The organism is Haloterrigena gelatinilytica (assembly GCF_013342145.1).
Lineage (GTDB): Archaea > Halobacteriota > Halobacteria > Halobacteriales > Natrialbaceae > Haloterrigena > Haloterrigena gelatinilytica.
Genome location: NZ_JABUQZ010000001.1, coordinates 3,322,576 through 3,345,456 on the forward strand (window position 1 = coordinate 3,322,576; position 22,881 = coordinate 3,345,456).

At 66.1% G+C, this 22,881-nt stretch carries 22 protein-coding genes and 1 pseudogene; 11 read left to right on the forward strand and 12 right to left on the reverse strand.

The features are described from left to right. Window positions 1–209 precede the first annotated feature (209 nt). From HTZ84_RS16535 to tatC, 4 genes are all read right to left on the reverse strand, one after another. Entirely contained in the window at window positions 210–2,543 is a 2,334-nt protein-coding gene (locus HTZ84_RS16535; protein ID WP_174681678.1) for a PAS domain S-box protein, read from the reverse strand. 222 nt (window positions 2,544–2,765) lie between these two features. Next, window positions 2,766–4,124 (reverse strand): MFS transporter, encoded by a 1,359-nt coding sequence (locus HTZ84_RS16540; protein WP_174681679.1) that lies wholly within the window; start codon window positions 4,122–4,124, stop codon window positions 2,766–2,768. Window positions 4,125–4,154: 30 nt separating this feature from the next. Further along, window positions 4,155–6,284, reverse strand: a complete 2,130-nt coding sequence (gene nasA, locus HTZ84_RS16545; protein WP_174682611.1) for an assimilatory nitrate reductase NasA — start codon at window positions 6,282–6,284, stop codon at window positions 4,155–4,157. Between the two features lie 415 nt (window positions 6,285–6,699). After that, window positions 6,700–7,674: a twin-arginine translocase subunit TatC gene (gene tatC / locus HTZ84_RS16550; protein ID WP_174681680.1), complete on the reverse strand. Its 975-nt coding sequence runs from the start codon at window positions 7,672–7,674 to the stop codon at window positions 6,700–6,702. A 143-nt stretch (window positions 7,675–7,817) separates the two neighbouring features. Between tatC and HTZ84_RS16555 the strand changes: the two are divergent. Together HTZ84_RS16555 and HTZ84_RS16560 are read left to right on the forward strand one after the other, a co-directional pair. Next, window positions 7,818–10,182, forward strand: a pseudogene (locus tag HTZ84_RS16555) (twin-arginine translocase subunit TatC). 59 nt (window positions 10,183–10,241) lie between these two features. After that, window positions 10,242–10,424: a hypothetical protein gene (locus tag HTZ84_RS16560; RefSeq protein WP_008893061.1), complete on the forward strand. Its 183-nt coding sequence runs from the start codon at window positions 10,242–10,244 to the stop codon at window positions 10,422–10,424. 145 nt (window positions 10,425–10,569) lie between these two features. Here the strand turns inward: HTZ84_RS16560 and HTZ84_RS16565 are convergent, their stop codons facing one another. Beyond that, window positions 10,570–11,352 (reverse strand): 23S rRNA (uridine(2552)-2'-O)-methyltransferase, encoded by a 783-nt coding sequence (locus HTZ84_RS16565; protein ID WP_174681681.1) that lies wholly within the window; start codon window positions 11,350–11,352, stop codon window positions 10,570–10,572. A 178-nt stretch (window positions 11,353–11,530) separates the two neighbouring features. Here HTZ84_RS16565 and HTZ84_RS16570 point away from each other — a divergent pair, with 178 nt between their 5' ends. Beyond that, window positions 11,531–11,776: a DUF7127 family protein gene (locus tag HTZ84_RS16570; RefSeq protein ID WP_126663902.1), complete on the forward strand. Its 246-nt coding sequence runs from the start codon at window positions 11,531–11,533 to the stop codon at window positions 11,774–11,776. On the opposite strand, the gene HTZ84_RS16575 is transcribed toward HTZ84_RS16570, so the two are convergent. Next, window positions 11,777–12,466: a hypothetical protein gene (locus tag HTZ84_RS16575; RefSeq protein WP_174681682.1), complete on the reverse strand. Its 690-nt coding sequence runs from the start codon at window positions 12,464–12,466 to the stop codon at window positions 11,777–11,779. It lies immediately after the preceding gene. Between the two features lie 92 nt (window positions 12,467–12,558). After that, window positions 12,559–13,197: a uracil-DNA glycosylase gene (locus HTZ84_RS16580; protein WP_174681683.1), complete on the reverse strand. Its 639-nt coding sequence runs from the start codon at window positions 13,195–13,197 to the stop codon at window positions 12,559–12,561. A gap of 206 nt (window positions 13,198–13,403) precedes the next feature. On the opposite strand from HTZ84_RS16580, the gene HTZ84_RS16585 reads away from it, so the two are divergent. The 5 genes from HTZ84_RS16585 to HTZ84_RS16605 all read left to right on the forward strand — a co-directional run bounded on the left by HTZ84_RS16585 (window position 13,404) and on the right by HTZ84_RS16605 (window position 16,057). After that, on the forward strand, window positions 13,404–14,048 hold the full coding sequence (locus HTZ84_RS16585) for a dienelactone hydrolase family protein (protein ID WP_174681684.1): 645 nt from the start codon (window positions 13,404–13,406) through the stop codon (window positions 14,046–14,048). 102 nt (window positions 14,049–14,150) lie between these two features. Further along, a complete protein-coding gene (locus tag HTZ84_RS16590) occupies window positions 14,151–14,420 on the forward strand; it encodes a hypothetical protein (RefSeq protein WP_174681685.1) in 270 nt (89 codons plus the stop codon). Window positions 14,421–14,517: 97 nt separating this feature from the next. After that, window positions 14,518–14,769: a hypothetical protein gene (locus HTZ84_RS16595; protein ID WP_174681686.1), complete on the forward strand. Its 252-nt coding sequence runs from the start codon at window positions 14,518–14,520 to the stop codon at window positions 14,767–14,769. Window positions 14,770–14,856: 87 nt separating this feature from the next. Further along, the gene (locus HTZ84_RS16600) at window positions 14,857–15,600 is read left to right on the forward strand and encodes a DNA polymerase sliding clamp (RefSeq protein WP_008893069.1); all 744 of its coding nucleotides are present in this window, start codon (window positions 14,857–14,859) and stop codon (window positions 15,598–15,600) included. Window positions 15,601–15,739: 139 nt separating this feature from the next. Further along, entirely contained in the window at window positions 15,740–16,057 is a 318-nt protein-coding gene (locus HTZ84_RS16605) for a HalOD1 output domain-containing protein (protein WP_174681687.1), read from the forward strand. Window positions 16,058–16,087: 30 nt separating this feature from the next. Here the strand turns inward: HTZ84_RS16605 and HTZ84_RS16610 are convergent, their stop codons facing one another. Beyond that, window positions 16,088–16,954 carry an alpha/beta fold hydrolase gene (locus HTZ84_RS16610; RefSeq protein WP_174681688.1) on the reverse strand — a complete coding sequence of 289 codons (867 nt, stop codon included), beginning with the start codon at window positions 16,952–16,954 and terminating at the stop codon, window positions 16,088–16,090. Window positions 16,955–17,125: 171 nt separating this feature from the next. Between HTZ84_RS16610 and priL the strand changes: the two genes are divergently transcribed. After that, window positions 17,126–18,208 carry a DNA primase regulatory subunit PriL gene (priL, locus tag HTZ84_RS16615; RefSeq protein WP_174681689.1) on the forward strand — a complete coding sequence of 361 codons (1,083 nt, stop codon included), beginning with the start codon at window positions 17,126–17,128 and terminating at the stop codon, window positions 18,206–18,208. Window positions 18,209–18,215: 7 nt separating this feature from the next. On the opposite strand, the gene HTZ84_RS16620 is transcribed toward priL, so the two are convergent. Continuing rightward, entirely contained in the window at window positions 18,216–18,593 is a 378-nt protein-coding gene (locus HTZ84_RS16620; protein WP_174681690.1) for a hypothetical protein, read from the reverse strand. A 44-nt stretch (window positions 18,594–18,637) separates the two neighbouring features. Beyond that, window positions 18,638–18,907, reverse strand: coding sequence for a DUF7472 family protein (locus tag HTZ84_RS16625; RefSeq protein ID WP_174681691.1), 270 nt, complete (start codon window positions 18,905–18,907; stop codon window positions 18,638–18,640). A gap of 358 nt (window positions 18,908–19,265) precedes the next feature. Between HTZ84_RS16625 and HTZ84_RS16630 the strand changes: the two genes are divergently transcribed. Together HTZ84_RS16630 and HTZ84_RS16635 are read left to right on the forward strand one after the other, a co-directional pair. After that, window positions 19,266–20,336 carry a NosD domain-containing protein gene (locus HTZ84_RS16630; protein ID WP_174681692.1) on the forward strand — a complete coding sequence of 357 codons (1,071 nt, stop codon included), beginning with the start codon at window positions 19,266–19,268 and terminating at the stop codon, window positions 20,334–20,336. A 154-nt stretch (window positions 20,337–20,490) separates the two neighbouring features. Beyond that, window positions 20,491–21,114, forward strand: a complete 624-nt coding sequence (locus HTZ84_RS16635; RefSeq protein WP_174681693.1) for an SWIM zinc finger family protein — start codon at window positions 20,491–20,493, stop codon at window positions 21,112–21,114. A 223-nt stretch (window positions 21,115–21,337) separates the two neighbouring features. Here HTZ84_RS16635 and HTZ84_RS23215 read toward each other — a convergent pair whose 3' ends face one another. Beyond that, window positions 21,338–21,661 (reverse strand): transcriptional regulator, encoded by a 324-nt coding sequence (locus tag HTZ84_RS23215; RefSeq protein ID WP_174681694.1) that lies wholly within the window; start codon window positions 21,659–21,661, stop codon window positions 21,338–21,340. 1 nt (window position 21,662) lies between these two features. Continuing rightward, entirely contained in the window at window positions 21,663–22,277 is a 615-nt protein-coding gene (locus HTZ84_RS16645) for a hypothetical protein (protein WP_174681695.1), read from the reverse strand. Window positions 22,278–22,881 lie beyond the last annotated feature (604 nt).

Genomic DNA, 22,881 nt, shown 5'->3' on the forward strand with positions numbered 1-22,881 from the left:
TCCAGTTCTATCAGTAGAGTAGCGAGGTTCGTTATTCGGAATGATATCTAAAACGGAGTCGAACGGTTCGCTAAGTACACGTGCGAACCGAACACCGGGAGTTACGACGGGGGTCGGTCAGTTTCATTGCGTCGTGCGAGAGACACGGCGCGTATTCAGCAGTCAACTGCTCAGTCCGTGTGAACGGGTGGGCGGTCAATACAGGCCGGTCATAGATCGTGTTCACTTTCGGCCGGGAGCGTGAACGAGAACGTCGAGCCCTCGCCGGGTTCGGAGTCAACCCAGATCACACCACCGTGGCGCTCGACGATCCGCTGGCAGAGCGCGAGACCGATGCCTGTCCCGTCGTACTCCTCGCGACTGTGGAGTCGGTCGAAGACCGTGAATACCCGCTCCTGGTCGTCGGGCTCGATGCCGATGCCGTCGTCCTCGACCGAGATGAGCCACTCGTTGCCGCGTCGATCCGCGTCGACGTGAACCCGCGGTTGCTCGTCGCCGCTGTAGGTGATCGCGTTGTCGAGCAAGTTCTGGAACAATTGACGGAGCTGACTGACGTCGCCCTCGAGGCGGGGCAGTTCCTCGACCGTCACTTCGGCGCCGCTCTCCGCAATCTGGACTTGGAGATCTGCGAGCACGTCCTCGAGAATCTCGTTCAGGTCGACGGACTCGAACGGATCACCCCGCGTTTCGATCCGCGAGTACTCGAGTAAGGCGTCGATCATCTCGCGCATGCGCTCGGCTCCATCAACGGCGTACTCGAGGAATTCCTCGCCGTCCTCGTCGAAGGCGTCGGCGTACCGATTCTCGAGGAGTTGGAGGTAGCTCGTGACCATCCGCAGGGGCTCTTGGAGGTCGTGGGAGGCGGCGTAGGCGAACTGCTCCAACCGCTCGTTAGATTCCTCGAGTTTGCGCTGGTATTCGCGGCGTTCGGTGATATCGCTCGCCATTCCGATCCATTCCTCGATCTCATCGTCCTCGTCCAACATCGGTATTGCACGCGAGAACGTCCAGCCCGTGCTCCCGTCGTCCTGTTCCACCCGGTGTTCCAACTCGAACGTGCTCTTCGTCTGAATTGCTTCGTCGATAGCCTCCGTGACTCGCGGCTGTTCGTCCGGATGAATGTATTTATCGAGCCAGTCACTGGTCGGTTCGTCCGTATCGGCGAGGAACTCTTTGCCCGTGAGCTCGTGCATCTCGTTCCAATCAGGGCTCATGCGATACACCACGTCCGAACTGGCAGTGACCAGCGCTCGGAATCGTTCTTTATTCTTCTGGAGTTTCTCCTCGGCCCGCCTGCGTTCGGTGACGTCGCGCGATGTCCCGGCGATGGCTTCGACTTCGCCGTCGTCGTCGAGCACCGGTGCGAAGATATACTCGTAGACTCGACGGCCGCGTTCGGCGTGCGGGAACGCGACCTCGCCGCGAACGGGCTCTTTCGTCTCGATGACCTCGTCGATTTCACGTTCGTGCATCTCCGCATGCCACGGTTCGTAGCCGATCTCCCGCAGCGTTTTCCCGATGGCCTCCGAACGGGTTTGGCCCCACATCTCCAGTACCGCGTCGTTGGCGAACGTGAATCGGTACTCGAGGTCGAAGGCGTAGATGAGATCGGGCGTGCTGGAGACGATCGTCTCGTAGAGCCGTTTCTGCTCCTCGGCCTCGGCGGTCGTTCTCTTCAACTCCGCCTCCGCTTCCTTGCGTTCGGTGATGTCGGCGGTAGCGCCGATTATCTGGCTCGGCTCACCGCTACTGTCGTACTCGACTTCGCCGCGGGACACCGCCCACAGCGTGTCGCCCTCCGCGTCAGTAATGCGGTACTCGACCTCGAACTCACCCGTCTCCTCGACCGCCTCGTCGAGGCGGTTCCGTACCCGTTCTTGATCTGCCTCGTGAACCGAGGCGAAGAATTCCTCGATCGGTACGCCTGTAGTGACCGCCTCTGAGTCCGTGTCGGAGAACTCAGCGAGACGTACGTCCGCAGTCACGCCGTTCTCGTGGAGGTCCCACGACCACGTGTCGACGGATCCAGCGGACTTGGCGACCTCGAGTCGAGTTTTCGTCTCGCGGAGACTCCGTTCGCACTCGGTGGTCGGATCGCAGTTGTGTCGCTGGTCGGATTCATCGAGTGGCTGCTCCGGCCCTCCGGGGTCGGTGATCTCTTGAACGATACCGACGGTTCCCTGCATCGTGTCGTCCGCTTCGAGCGGGCTGACCCGTACTTCGCAGCGAACGTGGTCTTCCTCGGCAGTCCGTACGGCGAACTCGAGTTGTTTGCTTCGATCGGCAGGATTCGTAAGGAACGATTCAGTGGTCGAGTCGTCGTCGTCGAGCAGCAGAGAGACGTGTGCGCCGAGCAGTTCCTCGCGTGCATATCCCGTTAGCTCGACGATGCTGTCGTTCACCGCGATGAATCGACCGTCGCCGTCGAGGTGGTAGATACCATCGTCGATCGCGTTCACGAGCACCCGATAGCGCCGGAGGGCCTCGGTGTCATCGGTGTCTCCCCAGAACACCGAGCTAGAAGACCCCGCTGATTCACTCATACGAGCAATAGTATGGTGCGTCGATCAGATAAGTCTTCATTCGGTCGGTATCTGCAGAGGAATGGCGAATACGGGCCTCGTTCAGTACGCTTTTCAGCACCCATCGGAGAGGTGGATAGCCACTTCGGTACGCCTTTGTCTGTACGTATCGCGGGTTCCTCGCCCGTGGGTGGATAACGAACCCCCGCTACAGTAATCGACCCGCGATCGAGACGCGCCCGGTCAGTCGTCGGCGGGCGCCGACGAATCGGCGGGAACGAGCGCCGACCGGGTTCGGTAGAGCCCGCTCGAGAGGCCGATCGAGACGACCCCGAGGACGAGGAAGACGACGAAGCCGGTCGCGTAGCCCGGCGTCCCCTGCAGGTCGACGAAGAGGCCGAGGATCGGCGGGATGGCGAAGCCGCCGAAGGCGCCGATGCCGCCGACCAGTCCCGAGGCGCCGCCGACGGCGTCGGGGACGTACGTCGGCACCAGCTGGAAGACGGCCGCGCTGGCGACCCCCATGCCCGCGCCGAGCAGGATCGTCGCGGCGACGGCGAGGGCGAACTCGCGGGTAATGACGAGCAGCGCCGTCGCGAGCACGATCGCGCCGAAGCTGGCGATCGCGGTCGGCTCGCCGCCGAGCCGGTCGCTGACGACGCCGCCCGGGACGCGGATCACCGCCGCGAGCAGCGTGAAGGCGACCGCCGTGAGCGCGCCGGCGGTTCGCACGTCGACGCCGTGGACGGCCTGCCAGTACGACGGGAGCCAGGTCGTCAGCGCGAGGAAGCCGCCGAACGAGGTGAAGAACAGCGCGACGAGGACCCACGTCCGGGGGATGCTCGCCGCACCCCGGATCGAGGCCATCGCGTCGCCGCCGGGAAAGAGGTCCTGGCCGCAGGCCTCGGCGCGCCGCCGAGCCTCGCGCTCGCCGACGCCCCGCTCGACGAACTGGAAGTAGGGCGCGTCGACGGCGGAGAACGCGTAGGCGACGGTCCCGACGATCAGGAACGCGAACCACGCGAGGTACGCGCCGGTGAGGCCGAGCGCGGCCAGCGCGACGGGGAGGACGAGCGTGAACAGCCCCGGCGACGTGTTGCCGAGCCCGCCGAAGACCGCGAGCACCGTTCCCTGTTTCTCCGAGGGGTACCAGTACGACGTCTGGGTGGACCCGACGGAGAACGTCGCGATGCCACAGCCCGACAGCGCCCCGAAGAAGAACACGATCGGGTAGTGGGCCATCGTGAGCCCGTCCGGATAGGCCGTCACCAGAAGCGCCGACAGACCGCCCATCCCGAGGATCGACAGGCCGAGCAGGACCAGAAACGGCTTCTTCGCGCCGACGTCCTCGACCCACGCCCCGAAGGGGATCCGGAGCAAGGAGCCGGTTAGCTGAGGCGCGGCGACGAGCAACCCGAGCAACAGTCCGGAGAGCCCCATCGCGCCCTCGAACTCCGAGGCGACGGGCCCGTAGCAGACGACGCCGGCGAAGCCGACGAAAAACCCGAGGGTCGCGGAGGCGACGCCCCGTCGCGGCGTCCCTCGGACGGGCGGCGCAGACCCGTCGCTCGCGTCGGTCGTCGCCGGCGGTCGCTCACGCATCGGTCGAACACCCGAAAACGACCGCCATCGTCAGGCACTCGCTTCCGCGACCGCCCTGGCCTCCCGCTCGCGGGGCGCCTCGAGGCGGACCGCGCACTGTTTGAAGTTGGGTTCCTTCGAACGCGGGTCGACGTCCGAGAGCGTGAGTTCGTTGACTTCGGGCTGGTGGATCGGGAGCCAGACCACGCCGTCGGGAATCGACTCGTCGCGCTCGACGCGGACGGTGATCGAGCCCCGGCGGGAGACGACGTGAGCGTACTCGGCGGGGTCGTCCTCGTCGGACTCGTCGGGACGGGACTCGAGTTCGTCGGCCAGCGCGGCGGCCGTCGCGGGGCTGACCCGGGCGACGGGGTCGTCGTCGCGCGCGCGGACGCCGGAGTTGTACGCGTCGGGACGCCGGGCCGTCGTCAGCGTGAAGGGGTACTCCTCGTCGGTCGACTCCGGCAGCGGCCGGGCCTCGCCGGTCGAGAACTGCGCGCGGCCGGAGGGGGTCGGGAACGACCACGACTCCGCGCGGTCGGTCGCCTCGGCGTCGGCCTCGCGCTCGTCGTCGGTCGTCGGTCCCTCGTAGTAGCGGTAGCCGCCCGAGACGTCCGGTTCCGGCGCGGGCCAGCGAACCGCCATCTCCTCCTCGAGGCGGTCGTAGCTGATCCCCGAGAGGTCGGCGGGGGTGCCCTCGGTCAGCGCCGCCAGTTCGTCGAAGACCGCGTCGGGCTCGAGCGGGTCGTCGAAGAGGTCGGGAACGAGCCGGTCGGCGAGGTCGCCGATCAGTTCGAGGTCGGTTTTCACGCCCGACGGCGTCTCCGTCGCGGCGCGCACGCGCGAGACCGTTCGTTCCATGTTGGTCGTCGTTCCCTCCGACTCGCCCCACGTCGCGGCGGGGAACACGACGTCGGCGAGTTCGACCGTCTCGCTGCGGAAGGCGTCCTGCACGACGAGGAAGGCGTCCTCGAGCCGTTCGCGGACGCGGTTGGCGTCGGGCATGCCGGCGACGGGGTTGGTCGCGACGGCGTAGACGGCGGCGACGTCGTCGCCGATCTCGTCGACGATCCCGACCGGGCCGGGGCCGGGATCGTCCGGGAGCCGCGACTGCGGAACGTTCCACGTCTCGGCGACCTCGCTGCGGTGCTCGGGGTCGGTGAAGGGCCGGTGGCCGGGCCAGGATCCCTTCGAGGAGCAGACGCGGGTCCCCATCGAGTTGGCCTGGCCGGTCAGCGAGAACGGACCCGAGCCGGGTCGGAGGTTCCCCGTCGCCAGGCAGAGGTCGATCAGCGCGCCCGACGCCGCGGTGCCGTTGACGCTCTGGTTGATCCCCATTCCCCAGTAGACGAGCGTGGGATCCTCGAGCGCCGCGGCGATTCGATCGACGTCCTCGAGGGAGACGCCGGCGGCCGCGGCGGCATCGGCGGCGTCGGGAAGGTCCTCGCGGAGGGCGTCGAAACCGTCAGTCGCCGCGGCGACGAACGCCTCGTCGACGCGGTCGGTCTCGATGACGCGCGCGAGGGCGGCGCGGGCGAGGTCGAGGTCCCCGCCGAGCGAGAGGGGGACGTGGTGGTCTGCGACCTCGGCGGTCTCACTTTCGATGGGATCGACGACGATCAGTTCCGAGTCGTCTTCGTCGGCCGACTGGTTGATCCACCGGAACATGACCGGGTGGGCCGCCGCGGGGTTCGCCCCCCAGACGAGGTGGGTCTCGGCCTCGGGGATGTCGTCGTAGGTCGGCGGCGGCGCGTCGCTGCCGAAGGCGTCGTAGTAGGCCGTGACGGCCGAGGCCATACACAGCGTCGTGTTGGCGTCGTAGTACGGCGTGCCGAAGCCGCCGCGGGCGAGTTTGCCCAGCGCGTAGGCGGCCTCGTTGGTCTGCTGGCCGCTGCCGAGCACCGCGACGCCCTCGCCGCCGTCGCCGCCCTCGAGCGCCGCGTCGAGCCCTTCGGCGGCGCGCTCTAAGGCGGTCTCCCAGGTCGTCGGCACCAGGTCGCCGTTCCGGCGGACGAGCGGGCGGGTGAGCCACTCGGCGCCGGGATCGGCGGACTCGGTGATGCCGCGCTGACAGGCCAGCCCGTTGTTGACCGGGTGAGCGGCGTCGCCGCGGACGACGTCGAGGCCGTAACCCTGTTCGACGGGCCGGTGGACGTGACCGCAGCCGACGGCACACCGCATACACGTCGTCGATACCAGGTCAGTCACGCCGTCCACCTCCGGCCCGACCCGAGACGACCGACGTGTGATTTACAATCACACTCTTCATCGAGAGTTTGGCCCAACTTCATGAACTCTTTCACAGCAATAGGGAACGTATGGGACTACTAAACGGTAATCGTTTACAAACTGTGATTATTTCTCCGATAACGCGACCCATCCATCAATCTACGGATGGATAGGGAGAATATAAGGATGTGAAATCATCGGACGAGGGGAGCGATCGGACGGGCGTCCACGAATCGACGGGTCATATGATGGGGGATTGTGACACACGGACGCGGGGGTGGACTCGAGTCCTCGCGAACGCAGTCGCTCCCGAACGAAACGGTCGCAGGAAAAGCCGGTCGCGTCGCGAGAATCGCCGACCGAACGGTCAGTCCCGCCCGACCCACTTCAGGACGAGGAGAGTCCCCTCGAACAGCAGGATCATCGTGACCGCCACGAGGATGGGCGCCATCATGGTCGGATCCATCGTGAACATGAAGGACAGCCCCGCGAAGCCCGCCCAGAAGTAGAGGCGCTTCTGGGCCAGCCAGCGGCGGGTCGTCACGCCCATCATGATCGCGAGCATGATGAACAGCGGAATCTGGAAGACGATCGCGAGGAAGCCGGTCAGCGTGATGATCAGGTCGAACGTTTCGCCGAGCGCGTACGCGATATCGGCGCTGCCCTCCGCGTAGTACGTGAAGTACTGGAAGAGGACGGGCAGGACGAGCACGTACGAGAACAGCATGCCGAGCGCGGCGAGAACGACGCTCAGCGGAACGGACGCGAGGTAGTACTTGCGCTCGTGGGGGTACAGCCCCGGCTTCATGAACTTGTAACACTCGTAGACGAACGTCGGCAGGGCCACCATGATGCCCAGCAGCGCCGAGAGCTTGATCCGCGTCATCCACAGCTCGAGGGGATGATAGATATGCGGCGGCGGCACTTCCTCGGCCTGGGCCGGGAAGACGTCGAGCCAGATGAACTCGAGGGCCTCCGACGCCCCCAGCAGTCCGATCGCGGTTCCGGTCGCCCCGAACAGGAGGACGACCGCGAACCGGAGCACCATCTCCTCGATGTGGTCGGCCAACGGCATCTCCTCGTCGTCCGGGGGCGTCGAGATGCCGCCGATATCGTCGTCGGGATCGGGGTAGTCGGCCTCACCGTGATCGGCGTGATCGCCGACGACGCCCTCGCCGTCGGTTTCGATCGGCCGGTCGTCGGAATCGGGCTCCTCCCCGCCGTCAGTCGCGACCGGCGGGGCGTCGTCGCTCCCGCCGGCGATCGGCGGGTCCACGCTGGCCGATTCCCGCGGCTCCGTGGACCCCTCGACGTCCCTACGGTTCGCCGGCTCGTCCGACATCTATAGAGGTATGACGGGCCCCCGGTTATAGGCCTTTTTCTTACGGACATCCTGCGAAAGCGATGAAGGTCGAGTACGCGCCCGTAGCCGGCCCCAGCACACGAAAGGTTGATAACCGGATGTCAGTTAGCCACAGACGATCAATGAGTTCTGCCGTCGACGAGGATACGGCCAAAGCCATCAACGCCGGTCGGGAGACGGTCGGTACGATGCTCTCGACCGCGCAGACGCATCTCCAGAAGGTATTCATCGTCTTCGTCATCGGCTTCATCGGCTCGTTCTACGCCCTTCGCGTCTTCATCTGGGACTTCCTCGAGGCGACGGCGAAAGCGCAGATGAACGAGACGGTCGCCGAGGCGACCCGAATCATCACCCGCACGCCGTTCGAGGTCATCCTCTTGCAGGCGAAGATCGGGATGCTGATCGGCGTCATCGTCGCGATCCCGGCGCTCCTGTTTTTCTCGCGGCACACGCTTCGCGAACGCGGCTTCGATTCGGCGTTCCCGGTTTCGCGCGGATACATCGCGCTCTTCGCGCTGACGTCGTTCACGCTGTTCTGGATCGGCGTCGGCTACGCCTACGGCATCTTCTTCCCCTTCGCCTTCGAATTCCTCGGCTCGGTCGCCTACGACGCGGGCGTCACCCCGAGTTGGGGGATCACCGAGTTCACCGAGTTCATCGCCCTGCTGACCATCTCCTTCGGGCTCGCGGCGCAGCTTCCGCTGGCGATGAGCGTCCTGTCGTACACCGAGGTCGTCTCCTACGAGATGTTCCGGGACAAGTGGCGCCACGCGGTCGTCGCCATCACGGTCTTCGGGGCGGCCTTCTCGCCGCCGGACCCGTTCACGCTGGTGATGTGGGCGCTGCCGCTGGTCGCTCTCTACGGGTTCAGCCTCGGTCTCGCGAAGGTCGTCGCCAACATCCGTCGGCGCGGCGCGGCCGAGCTCGAGACGGGGACCTCGCTGATGAAACGCCGCCTCCTCCAGTTCGGGGGTGCGCTGGCGCTCATCGCCGTCGGAACGAGCATCTTCATCAATCAGGACGGGGCCGACACCTTAGACGAAGCGGTCTTCCCGCTGCTCCCGGCGCCGATCCGGCCCGAGGGAACCTTCGGCCTCGAGACGTACGCGGCCGAACACGGACTGCTGGGCGACGTCGCCGTCGGCGCGGCCGTCGCCGCCGCAGTCGGGTTCCTCGTCCTCCTCGTCTACACGGTCCGCGTGTTACAGGCGCCGGTCTACCCCCGAGAGGGTGATCTCCGGAACGCGGACGATCCCGAAGACGTCGATTTCGAGACGCTCTCGGCCGACGACATCGGGGAGATTCCGGCGACGGTCTTCCTCTCGATGGACGAGGAGGAGGCCCTCGACTACTCCCGAAAGGCGATGTACGACGATAACCGGGAGAAGGCCCAGGCGATCCTCGACCGGTTCGACACGCTGCAGGAACAGCAGGCGGGCGACGACGCGGACGGCGAGGGCGGTGCCGCAGCCGCCGAGGCGGCCGGGGGCGGCCGCCGACGCAGCCGGCGGGGCCGGCGACGGCGGCGACGAGGAGGGAAGCGTCTTCTCGAGTACCGCCGCTGGGATGCTCGACGCGTTCACCGAAGACGAGACGACCGAGGACGACATCGGCGGCTACGCCTACGACCTCGCGTTCATCGTCAACAGCCTCACGTCGAAGGCGATCTACATCGTCGGCGTCTTCATGGCCGTCCTCGCGGCCTCGTTCCTCGCGCTGTACCAGGGCGGGTTCGGGGTCATCCTCGCGCAGTTCGTCGACCGCGTCCCCGACGAGGTGCTCCGCGAGGTCTCCGGCGGGAGCGCGGTCGCGGGCGCGGAGACGACGACCGAACTGATCAACGAGCTGGGGCTGGTCATCGCCCTCCACCCCGTCGAGGTGCTGATCTTCATGGTGAAGGTGAGTACGATCCTCGCGTTCATCTCCGTCGCCCCCTTGATCATGTACTGGGGCTGGCCGGCGGCCAGGGAGCGCGGACTGGTTCGGGGCGACCCGCGGGTGTTCCTCGTCTGGGGGCTCGCGATGTTCCTCGGCTTCGGCGCCGGGCTGTTCGTCGGGTTCTACTGGATCGCCCCGGCGGTCATCTCGTATCTCATCACCGACGCCATCCAGAACGGAATGGTCGTCTCCTTCCGGATCAACAGCTTCTCCTGGCTGGTGATCTACACGACCCTCGGCGTCGGCTTCCTCTTTAACATCGTCGTCACGATGGCGCTGTTCCACGTCGGCGGCATCGTCAGCTACCGGACGATGCTCGGGCGCTGGCGGCCGGTCGTCGTCGGCATCTTCACGCTGGCCGCCATCGCCAGCCCGAAGGGCGTCCTGACGATGCTGATGCTGGCGATCCCGCTCGCGCTGACGTATCTGCTCGGGCTCGCCCTCCTCTACGTGCTCACCGCCGGCGGCCGCCTGTTCGGCGGCGGCGGGAGCGGCGGCGATCCGGCCGATCCGGACCCCGAGCCCGAATCGGGCGCGACCCCCGAGTAGTCGGTCGCCGCCGTCGTGACAACGACTGTTAAGACGGCCGCCTGCAAACGATTACGCAAATGCCGAAGATCAGCGTCGAAATTCCGCAGGAACTGCTGGACGATCTGGACGATCACGTCGGCGACGACGGCAAGTTCGTCAACCGCAGCGACGCGATCCGCGCGTCGGTTCGCAAGACCCTCGACCTGTTAGACGAGATCGACGAGCGACACGACCGACTCGAGGCCGACGAGCGGGAGTGAACGGTTCATAGCGGCGGATCCGCGGGTACGAGAGAACGGGAAAGTAGCGGTGCGACACGGCGTCAGTGGCGCGAAAAACGGCGCCAACAGCGGATTCGAGCGCGAAACGAACCGAGTTCTCTCACGTCGTTCCGAGCCGGCGTCCTCACTCCTCGAGGGGCTGTGCGAACCCGAAGTTCGGCTTGACGTCCTCGATGCGAACGTCGACGACGTCGCCGGGTTCGGCGCCGGAGACGAACAGGCGGTAGCCGTCGACGCTCGCGATCCCGTCGCCCTCGCTGCCGACGTCGACGATCTCGACCTCGAGTTCGTCGCCTTCCCGAACGGGGGCGGTGAGACGGCCCTTCCCGATCAGGTAGATCTCGGAGGACTCCTCGCGGCTGGCCTTCGGCGCGGTCGCGCGGACGTACTGGAACTCGTCGTCGATATCGGCTCGGAGGTCGTCGACGTCCGGCCCCTCGAAGACCTTCACGACGAAGTTGCCGCCGGACTCGAGGAGTTCGAGCGCGGTCTCGAAGGCCTGACGCGCGAGGTACAGCGAGCGGGCCTGGTCCAGCGAGTACTCGCCGGACATGTTAGGCGCCATGTCCGAGACGACCACGTCCACGGAGCCGCCCGCGGCGTCGGTGACGCGGTCGCGGGTCTTCGCCTCGGTCATGTCGCCGCGGATCGTCTCGACGCGCTCGTTCAGCGTCTCGTCTTCTAAGTCCTTGATCCGCTGGAGGTCGACGCCGATGACGGTCCCCTGCGGGCCGACCTTCTCGGCGGCGACCTGCAGCCAGCCGCCGGGAGCGGCGCCGAGGTCCACGACCGCGTCGCGCCCGGAGATAACGTTCTCGAGGTCGTCGAGCTGTTTGAGCTTGTAGGCCGCCCGACTCCGGTAGCCCTGCTGTTTCGCCCTGTTGTAGTAGTCGTCTTTGCGAGCCATGATCGAGTTGTGACATCGCTAGTGGCCCGGTACGGATAGGTGTGGCGAGACGACGGCCGGAAACGCCGTCGAGACCGGTGGAGACCAGTCGACGGCCCGAAAACCGGAGCGCTCGCGGAACCGGAAGGTAGCAGTTTCGTGCATGCCGCTTACGGCGAGCGGCCGCGACCGCTCGCACATGGACACGCCACCAGAACTGGAAGCGGCGGTCGACGATCGCGACGACGTCACGATCACGAAACGCGAGTACGGCACCGAGCAGGTCATCGCGGTCGATTTCGGCCCGACCGGCGCCAAGCCGTCGCTCGACGTCGTCGAGGGGACGGCGATCGTCGTGGTAGATGGACAACAGTTCGAGTTCGACATCCCCGCCGGCGCGAGCGACGTGACGGTCAACGACGGGATCCTGACGATTACGAACTGATCAGTCGCTCGAGTCGCCGGGGCCGCCCCGGCGGGCGACGTCCTCCTCGGAATCGATCTCGGCCTCCGGCTCGCCGTCGATCACCTCGTCGGGATCGACGTCGACGTCGTCGCGGTCGTGGTCGTCGGTGGTCGTCCCCTCGACTCGGTCTTCCGTCTCCGAGGGCGATTCGGCCTCCTCCGGCGGTTCCATCCGGTCGTCGGGGTCGACCCGCGGCCCGTCCTCCGGGGAGTCGTAGAACTCGTCGTCTTCGACCATCGGGTCCGTTCCCTCGCGGTCGCCGATTTCGTTGTCCGGCGTCGTTCCGGGCTCGTCGGGCGGCGCTTCGGTGGGGTTCGAAGCCACCGGCTCGCCGGGATCGTAGTCGGCGTCCTGGGATCCGATCTCGGGCGTCTCATCGTCCGCCGACGCGTCCTCGCTCGGCCCGTCGCCCGACGTGACGGCGTCCGCCGCGACCTCGGCCTCGAGTCTGATCGCGTCCCCGGTCCACTCGCTGACGGCGCTGTCGGCCAGCGGGACGGCCTCCTCGCCGCTCCCCCAGTCGAGAGCGGCTCGCGTCGAGTCGCCGACGTCCGACGCTGGTTCCACGTAGGCGGTCTCCGGATCGACGTCGGCGACGACGCCGACCCGTTCGCCGTCGGCCGTCTCGACCGGCTTTCCGACGTCGTCGCTGGTGAAGCTCGGACTCATCCCCTCGGGGTTCGCCCGGCCGGAAAAAGCCCTTCCTGCCTGCAGGTGCTCGGGCGCTCACCGACTACGCCGCCCCAATCGGGCCCGAGCGCTCACGCCGACTCGAGGGCCGCCCGCAGATCCGACTCGATCGCGTCGACCTTGCTCCGGTCGTACAGCGCCGCGGCCGGGTGAAACGACGGACGGACGATCCGCTCCGTCCGCTCTCTTGCATCGGCTCCCTCCCCGCTCGAGGAGCCGGTACCCTCCCCGTCCGAGGCGTGCGAGGCGGGTGGCACCTCGCGCTCGAATTCCTCGCCGCGCAGGTCCGTGATCGTCTCGTCGGTCTCGAGGAGTTCGGCCGTCGCGAAACTGCCCATCGGGACGACGACCGCGGGATCGACGCGCTCGAGTTCGGCCTCGAGCACCGGCCACCAGGCCTCGATCTCGTCGACGTGGGGGTCGCGGTTCTCCGGCGGCCGCACCTTGACGAGGTTGGTGATGTACAGTTCCCGCCGGTCGCGGCCGATCGACTCGAGGGCGCGGTTCAGTTGCTGGCCGGCCTGGCCGACGAACGGCTCGCCCTGCTGGACTTCCTGGCCCCCCGGCGCCTCGCCGACGAGCATCACGTCGGCCGACAGCGGCCCGACGCCGGGAACGAACCGCTCCGGATCGCGGTGCTCGTCGGGCACCGCCTCGAGCGCGTCGGCGAAGACGTCCGCGAACGTCCAGTCGGTGTCCGGGTCGCTCATGGTGGCGAGCTACGACCGCCGCGGAAAACACCGTTTCCTTGCGTGCGCACCCATCGGGCGGTCTCGAGCGCGACTGCTTTCGATCCGAGCGTCGGTCACGAGCGCCTTCGGTACGAGCGGCGGCCGTCGCGCCGAGCGGTCCCCTCGAGCGATCGGCGGCGACGCCGCCCCCAACACTCAACTCCGTCCTCGGTGGAGCGACGCGTATGCCGGCCGACGGATCGCCCACCGTGACCGACATCGAGTTGCCCGACGCGACCCTCGAGGGCGAACTCGCCGTCCCGGAGGGATCGAACGGGCTGGTCGTCTTCGCCCACGGGAGCGGCAGCAGCAGGCACAGCCCGCGGAACAACTTCGTGGCGGAGCGGTTGCGCGAGCGGGGGCTGGGAACGCTCCTGTTCGATCTGCTCACCGAACGCGAAGACCGGGACCGGGAGAACCGGTTCGACATCCCGCTGTTGACCGATCGGCTCGTCGCGACGACCGAGTGGCTCCGCGAGCGACCGGAGAGCGGCGGCCGCGCGGTCGGTTACTTCGGCGCGAGCACGGGCGCCGCAGCGGCGCTCCGCGGAGCGGCCCGGCCGGAGACCGAGATCGGCGCGGTCGTCTCTCGGGGCGGCCGCGTCGATCTGGCGGCCGAGGTCGTCGACGACGTCCGCGCGCCGACGCTGCTGATCGTCGGCGGCGAGGACGAGTCGGTCCTGCAGTTGAACCGCGAGGTCTACGACGCGCTGGCCTGCGAGCGGGACCTCCGGATCGTCGAGGGCGCCGGCCACCTCTTCGAGGGCGAGGGCGAACTCGAGGCCGTCGCCGACCGCGCCGCCGACTGGTTCGCGACCCGCCTCGAGTGAGTCGCGAACGGACTCGTCGCCCCTCGCTCGGCTTCGGATCCCGCCTCGAGACGGAGCGTATTCAGGGCGTACCGTTAGGCTCGCCGCTGATGAGGGGTTCGTATGGCAGAGACGCCAGACGTGAACAAGGTAGAAACGGAAGACGACTACATCCACGTTCGGTTCCGCGACCCGGACAAGTACGACGAGGTCCGGACGCCGGACTGGGCGGAGGATCCGGCGGAGTCCGTCTCCGAGGGGAGCGAGGTCCGAACCGGGAAGGTCGAGGGGGAAGACGACTGGGAGGTAACCAGCGTCCTCATCAAGAAGAGCGTCGGCGAGGACAAAGCCGAGGAGCAGGCGACGGAGATCGTCGAGAAGATCGAGTCCTGACGGAGGTGAGCGGTCCGCGATCCGCGGACGGCCACCGATCGACCCGGTTGCGAACTCCGGGCCAGCAGTTATCCCGTCGAGCGGTGGACGGCCACACGTGAGCGACGAGATCACGGCGGACGAGGCCGGCAAGCGAATCGTCGACAGTAACGGCAACGAAATCGGCGTCGTCGTGGACGTCGACGCCGACGAGGGAACGGCGTACGTCGAACCCGAGGAGGCGAAACTCGGCGGCGACCTCAAGAGCCGACTCGGTTGGGGGCGGGACGCCCAGAGCGAGTATCCGCTTCGCCACGACGCGATCGCCGAGATCACCGACGACGCGATCCAGTTACGCGAGGAGTACTGACCCGGCGGCCGACCGCGGGTCATCGACCCCCGCGGAGCCGCGCGTAAAGGGTGGCTTTTTATGGCAACCGTCCGTAGCCCGGCGTATATGTTCAAGGCCATCGTGAGCGCGGAAACGCTCACCAGCGCGCTCGATTCGATCAGCGTGCTGGTCGACGAGTGCAAGATCCACCTCGAGGAGGACGGCCTCGAAATCCGGGCCGTCGATCCCGCTAACGTCGGCATGGTCGACCTCTCGCTCGATGCCTCGGCGTTCGAATCCTACGAGGCCGACGGCGGGCTGATCGGCGTCGACCTCTCGCGGCTCGAGGACATCGCGAGCATGGCCGAATCCGGCCAGCTCGTCCAGCTCGAACTCGACGAAGAGACGCGGAAGCTACAGATCCAGATCGAAGGGCTCGAGTACACCCTGGCGCTGATCGACCCCGACTCGATCCGCCAGGAGCCGGACATTCCGGACCTCGATCTGCCCGCGGAGGTCGTCCTCGAGGGGAAAGACGTCAACCGATCGGTCAAGGCCGCGGACATGGTCTCCGACCACATCGCACTCGGCGTCGACGAGGGCGAGGAGTACTTCTACGTCGACGCGGAGGGCGACACCGACGACGTCCACCTCGAACTCACCGAAGCGGATCTGATCGACCTGCAGGTCGGCCCGGCCCACTCGCTGTTCTCGCTGGACTACCTGAAGGACATGAACAAGGCCATCCCCTCGGATACCGAGGTCACGCTCCACCTCGGCGAGGAGTTCCCGGTCAAGATCTACTTCGGCTTCGCGGAGGGGCAGGGGCAGGTCACCTACATGCTCGCACCGCGCATCCAGAGCGACTGAATCGAACCGCCGTTCGGCTCGGTTGACTGCCGACGGCACCAGTCGACGACCGCGACGGCGGTCGCGGGATCGCGCTCTTACTTAAAAATATCATATGGGAAGGTGGGAGGCTACCAGTCTCTCTCGAGTAGTCCGGGCTATGCCCTCCACAGACGGTCCGACGGACACCAGCGACGCGGACGAGCCGACGTACACGACGACGTTCGATCCGGACGTCGGCGAGCGAGCCAGCGAGGCCGTCATCACGGCGGTCGCGGCGCTTACCGGCAATCGACCGGTCGACCTCGAGCCCCTCTACGAGGCCATCGATCCGGACGCGCTGGACTCGCTGGTCGACCACGCCCGGCGAGCGGACGCCGGCGCCCACGAACTCTGGTTCCCCTACGCGGGGTACGAGATCGGCGTGCGAAGCGACGGTCGAATCCAGTTCTACGACGGCGCCGCCCCGACCGCGTAGATCCGGGGCTTTCGCGGTCGCCGCAAGCGGTCAGTCGTGGTCCGCGAGAAACGCCCGCAGTTCATCGTTCACCCGATCGGCGTGCTCGATGAAAAAGCAGTGCGAGCCCCCCTCGAACCGCTCGAGTCGCGCGTTCGGAATCGCCTCCTCGAGTAGCAATCCGTTTTCGAAGGGGACCACGCGGTCGTCGGTCCCGTGGAGCACCAGCGTCGGCACGCGGAGCCCCTCGAGCCGATCGCTGACGTCGAAGTCGAGGACGGCCGCGGCCTGGGCCTCGCGAGCCGGGTCGTCGGCGTCCTGCTCGAGTCGCCACTCGATGATCCGGTCCATCAGGTGTGGGTTCCGATTCGTGAACCGCTCGGTGAAGGCGGGGCGCATCCGGTGGCGGAGCGTCTCGCGCTCGCTCGCGCCGTCGGGGACGTCGAAGATGAACTCCTGGGTCTCGTCGGGGACCGGGACCGCGTCGGGGCCGCCGTGGCTCGTACAGCACAGCGTCAGCGTCTTCGCCCGCGTGTACTCGAGCGCGTAGCGCTGGGCGATCATCCCGCCCATGCTCGCGCCGACGACGTGGGCCTGACGGACGCCGGCGTCGTTGAGGACTTCCTCGAGGTCCGCGGCGAGACCGCCGATCGAGTAGCCGGCCAGTTTGAAGATGAGGGGCGCGCGGAGTTTCCGCGGCAGGCGCGGGAGCAGCGGCGGGAGACCGGCGTCGGATCGGCCCGTCCCGCGGTTGTCGGGCGCGATCACGTCCCGGTCGTCCGCGACGGCCTCGCGCTGCCAGCGCCACATCCAGCGCCCGTAGCCCAGTCCCTGCACGAAGACGACCGGCGTTCCGCCGCCCTCGCTCTCGTCGTACTCGTAGTGGATCGACACGCCGTCTCGAGTGGCCCGTGGCATACTCGGAGTGACGTGTCGGACGCCCTTGAAATCGATCCCGACGACCGACCGAAAACCGGCCGATATCGCCTCCATCGCCCGTCGCGGCGCGGTCCAATCTCGGTTTACCCGCGGCCCTCCCCCGTCGAACAATCAGCGGCTTTAACCCCGCGCAGTAACATCCCATTACCGATGCAGCGACTGCACGCCCGGTACCCGTTCCTCGAGACCGCCCGCGACGCCGTGGCGACGGAGGCCGTCGATCTGGCCACCGTCGTCGACCAGGATCGGGCGGTCGTCGACCGCGCCCGCGAGCGCGTGGTGGCGGCCCTCGAGGACGGCGAGACGGGCGAGCCGCGGCGAGACACGCGCGTCGAACTGCTCTCCTATCCCGTCGCGCGCGTCCTCGTCTCGATGGTCGAAGAACGCGTCCTCGTTCGCAAGTACGCCCGCGCCGAGGCCGCGACCGCCTACGATCGCTTTACGACCGACTTCGAGGACACCACGGAACTGAAAAGCGTCGAGTCGACCGGGCTGGACCTCGAGACCCTCCTCGCGGAGTTCGACCTCGACGGCGCGGTCCGAGAGACCGCCGACGGCTACCGGATCGACGTCGGCACCTACCTCCCCCTCGCCGAGGACCTGTGGGGCGACGAGTGGCACCTGGTCAACCGCGCGCTGACCGACGGCGAGGTGCCGGTCGACGACGACGAACTGCTGACCCTGCTCCGGGAGGCCATCCGGGGCCGCATCGAGGACGGCCTCCCCTTCGACGTCCCCGACGTCATCGCCGCCGCCCTCGAGGACGAGGCCGCCGAGATCCGCGAGGTGCTCGCCGATCTCGAACTCACGCAGGACATCGACACCGTCGTTCCCGACCTCTTCCCGCCGTGTATGAAGGCCCTGCTCGACGACATCCAGAAGGGCGAACACCTGCCCCATCACTCGCGGTTTGCGATCACGGCCTTCCTGACGAGCATCGGGATGACGACCGACGAGATCGTCGACCTCTACCGGGTCAACTCGTCGTTCGGCGAGGAGATGACCCGCTACCAGACCGATCACATCCGCGGCGACAGCTCGCCGACGGAGTACTCGCCGCCCTCCTGTGCGACGATGCAGTCCTACGGCGACTGCGTGAACAAGGACGACCTCTGCGAACGCATTCCACACCCGATGGCCTACTACGAGGAGCGGATCGACGACGCCGACGACGACGAGATCGAGGACTGGCGGGAAGCCGAGCGCGAGGAGCAGTCGGCCAGCGGCGACTGATTCCGCGTCAGTTGCGCTCTCGCTCCTCGAGGTCGTCGGCCCGTCGCTGAATCTCCCGGAGCGCGCTCTCCTGTTCGCCGCGCGTGAGGCCGCCGGATTCGGCGTGCCGGCCGTCGTACTGCCAAGACGGGATCGCGTTCCAGACGTCCCGGACTCCCTCGTCGTCGGCGGCGGTCTCGCCGGCCGTCGCGGCGCGACGCCACGCGAGGGCGGCCGCGAGCAGCGTCAGCACCGCGACCGCGCCGACGGCGAGGGGCGCCTCGAGGACCGTTGCCGAGAAACCGATTATCGCCGAACCGAACACGAGGGTCCCGATGACGGCGGCGATCACCGTCCACCTCGAGCGAGACTGCGTCGATTCGGGATCGGCGTCGGGACTGCTCATACATCATATCAACGCGACAACTGCAAAAAAGTGTTGTGCCGCCGTCAGATCGCGCTGCCGGTGTCGGCGTCCGTCTCGTCGTCGGCCTCGAGTCCGTCCTCGGGGTCGTTCAGGAGGTACGCGAGGGCGATGCCGACCGCGAGCATCAGAATGATAAAGCCGGTGATGGCGCCGACGAGCAGTTCGCCGCCTTCGGGAGAGAGTGTGCCGCTGGACCCGCCGTACTGGGTCCCGATAGTAATCATGGTGCCGAGCATCAGCAGGACCATCGAGACGGAGACGCTGATTTCGATGATCTGTTCGCGGTCGAGCATTGGTGCGTTGCTTTCGGCGGCCGAAGCAAAAGCGCTTCGAAGGGCGCGCTACCGATACCGAACTCGGAACGAACGTCCCGGCTGTACGGTATCGGGAACGATCGGTAGGCCCGTTGAACGCGCGATAAGCGATGCGTACGGCTCTTCGGTTCCGTGATCACCTCACCGTGTTACTGCTCTCCGCGGAGGCGGACGAGACTGGCTCGGTCACCGGACGGGTCCGGCGATGAGTTCCGAGAGCGCCCGAATCCCGTATCGCGTACGAACTATCAAACCGTTCGTCGGCGAGAGAGAACCGTCCGACGAGAGACCAAAGCCGCTCATACCAAAGCCGTAGCCGCCGCTGAATTGCAGTGGAATGTCAAATGATAATCACCAGGGGACGGTTGACCGACGATCGTACCTCGCCGGAAGCGCCGTCGCACTGAGTGCCCTCTCGATGGGGTCCGGGATCGCGGCCGCTGGTGACGGGAAGAAAAACGGAAACCGCGATACCGCGGACGGGAGTCGAACCGAGCTCACCGAGTGTACGACGATCACCGAATCCGGCTCCTACGTGCTCGCGGACGACCTCGAGACGGCGCCGGAGACGGCCTGTATCACCGTTCGGGCCAGCGACGTCCTGATCGACGGGCGGGGCCACTCGATCACCGGTCCGAACGGGCAGGGGGTCGAGGGCGTCGGCGTGTTGGTCCAGCCGCCGGGCGAGGAATCGATCTCGAACGTGACGGTCACGAACCTCACCCTCGAGCGCCTTCGCAACGGGGTCGTTTTCGACGACGTGACGGACGGGGTGATCGAAGCAGTCACGAGCGAGATGACGACGATCGCCGGCACCAGCTTCGTCCTGATCGACGCCGACCGGAACGCGCTCGTCGACAACGACCTCGAGCGCGGTGGATCGGGGATATACCTCATCGATGCGAACGAGAACGTGTTAGTTGGTAATTCCACATCCAATACGTTTTTCCCCGGTCTCGATCTCCTCGAATCGAACGGGAACGTACTCATCGGAAACGACGTCACCGGCGCCGACGGAGTCGGCATCCTCCTCCAGCGGTCGGACGGGAACCGCCTCTTGCAGAACACCGCGACGCTGAACGCCATCGGGATCTCCCTCGTGGGCTCGAACGACAATCGCCTCGACCTGAACGCCGCGAACGAGAACGTCGCCGTCGGGGGCGGACCGGGCTTCCACCTATCGGAATCCGATCGGAACAGCGGGCGCGGCAACACCGCCGAGGAGAACCCGTTCGGGCCGATCAGCATCGGCGGCGCCGGGAACGCAATCGAAGTCAACGGGACGGTGTACACCGGCGACCCCGCGACGGAAACGGTCGAGGCGGAGGCCGACGACGACACCGTCGAAGAGGATCTGACCGAGGCGAAAAACGAGGTTCTGGCGTTCACCGACGCGAACAGGCCGTAGATCGGCGGCTACTCGAGCCCGCTGTGCAGTCCACAGCGCAGTCGGGATTGATAAACCGGCGGCCTGCAACCGCCGGCGCGCCCGTTATATCGCTCGATCCCCTACCATCATCGAATAGCCACCCGACCAGTCCAGCGATCAGTCTGACGCATCCATGAACACAACAGCGTCACCGAAAACAGCCCTGCCAGTACCGTCAAGCGACCACCTCGAGGAGCGCTCTCGCCGCGCCCTCACCGAACCGATGTCGGTGTTGGCGCTGGGCGACGGCCTCTACGAGGTCGAGTCGGCCAGCGACCACACCTACCTCGTCGACCTCGAGGCGGGTCGCTGCACCTGTCCGGATTACGTCTTCCGGGAGGCCCGCTGCAAGCACATCCGCCGCGTGGCGATCGAGATCACCCACGGGCGGACGCCGCCGCCGGGCGAAATCGCCGTCGCCTGTCGCGACTGCGGTGAGACGACCTTCGTCGACGAAGACGCCAGCGGGCCGTTCTACTGCGAGACCCACGAGATCCACGCCGGCGACGCCGTCCGCGACCGCGAGACGGGCGATCGACTCACCGTCGTCGACGTCTCCGACCTGCGGGCCGACGCCGTGACGATCGGCGGCAGCGACACCACCGTCGCCGACTACGCGACCAACGAGGACTACGACCCCGACGTGCCCGTCGTCGGCGCCGTCTACCCCCACGCGACCGTCGCGAAGAACGGCGTCGTCCCCGGTTCGCTGAAGGTCTACGTCTTCCCGCGAACTCGACTCGAGAAAGCGACGTAATCCCTCCGCTTTATTTTCGATTCGATCGATTCCAGACCGCACCGGGACGATTATCGAGGACATCCCGGGACTCGCCTCGAGGCGGTCAGTCGGTGAGGCCGTCCAGGAGATCCACGACCGGACCAGCGCAACAGGGAGCGGGTCTAATCCCGGTCTCGAGGCCGTCGATGACCACCACGAGCGGATCCGGTTCAGCGTGGAAGACGTGACCGACGCCGCTCCTTCAAGATTTCCCACTATCTGATTGCTGCTCTGTCTCGTGTTCGTCTACGAATCCACTCAGTTCTTGTAGATACGCTTGGAATGCAGTAACGCCAGCTTTCGTAATCTGGTAGCGCGTTTCGAACCCGTTTTGGGCCCAAGCGCGTCTATCCTCGACATATCCTGCCTGCTCTAATTTTTCTGCGTGTGAGGCGAGATTCCCATCCGTGAGATCCAGATGATTTCGAATGTGGGTGTACGAGACGTCTCTGTGTTTGTATAGAACCCCCATGATTCGGAGTCTAGTTGGTTGATGGATCAGCTTGAGATCCGATGGGAGATTCATTTCAGCCTCGATATGTGATTATCCAGCCTGTGACAAAATACGCACATCCCTGGACGAGTCCGAGTGCAAATCCTTCCCCAGTAAGTGAAAGGTCTCCCAAGCGAATTGCGATGCTCGCGAGGACGATCGCGGTGCCGGCCACGACCATCGGTGTGAGAACCCATCTCGAGTTGTACACGAAATAGAAGACGACGCCGATGATGGCTGTGAGGATGCCGCCAGTTATCCCCATGATGATGTAGATGGTCGCCTCAGATCCGAGTATGATTGAGACGACAGCGGCGATTACGAAGAACAGAACGGTAAATCCTGTTCCCAAGGCCCCTTCGCTGAGTGAATTTTGCTCGTGACCTAGTGTGATCGAGTGTGTGGACCAGAGCGTTGCTGTGATGATAACTGCGCCGGCTATCCACGGGAGCCAGAGGACTGCGAGTGCGCCATTACTGTGGTCGGTCAGCCAGGGGTCGGCTGCTGTGTAGGAGATCGGGATTGCCGCGATCGCCAGCGCGAACACCATGAGATTCAGACCGAATGTACGTGCAGTCAGTGTTTCGTCGTATCCCTCGATCTCTGCGAGTGCCTGCGCTGCTTCGGTTGCAGGGAAGTCTTCAGTCATGTCTTTCGTCATCGCGTCTCCCTTATCGCCACAAACGTATATTGAATCTGAACCTTTGTGAGGCAAAGTACGTCTCCGGGACCGTACGCGAAACCTATCTTCTTGTCGTCTGGAGCCGAGTCGAAAGTCCACAACGATGTCGTTGACTTGTCGTGCTGGTAAGGGATGGTCGTCGGGTCAACGTAGTGCTGGCTCGCTGTCTCAGTCGAGACGTCCGTCGCGCCCCAGTGTTTGAGTTCGTTGACGACGCTCTATCAGCGCCTCCAAACGTGATCCCCTGCTTACGTGGCCACTAGGGATGGCCACGCCCTCCCCAGCCGATTCGTTCGCTCTCGAGTCCGCTCGCTCATCCAGCGGAAGACGCGCCGCGTCTTCCGAGTCGTCCGCTTGTGCCACTCGCGAAGAGCTCGCACGACTCCGTGTCACGGTTCGTGATCCACTCACCGCGGCACAGCGCGCGCCACCGCACGGCAGTTGATCGGGTCGAAACGAGCGAACCAGAATTAGCCAACGAGTCGCGAATTCGAGTCACGTAAACGATCGAAAACAGACGGCACGTTGATGCACGGCCGTTTTATTGCTGATCGTCAACAACACTCACGGC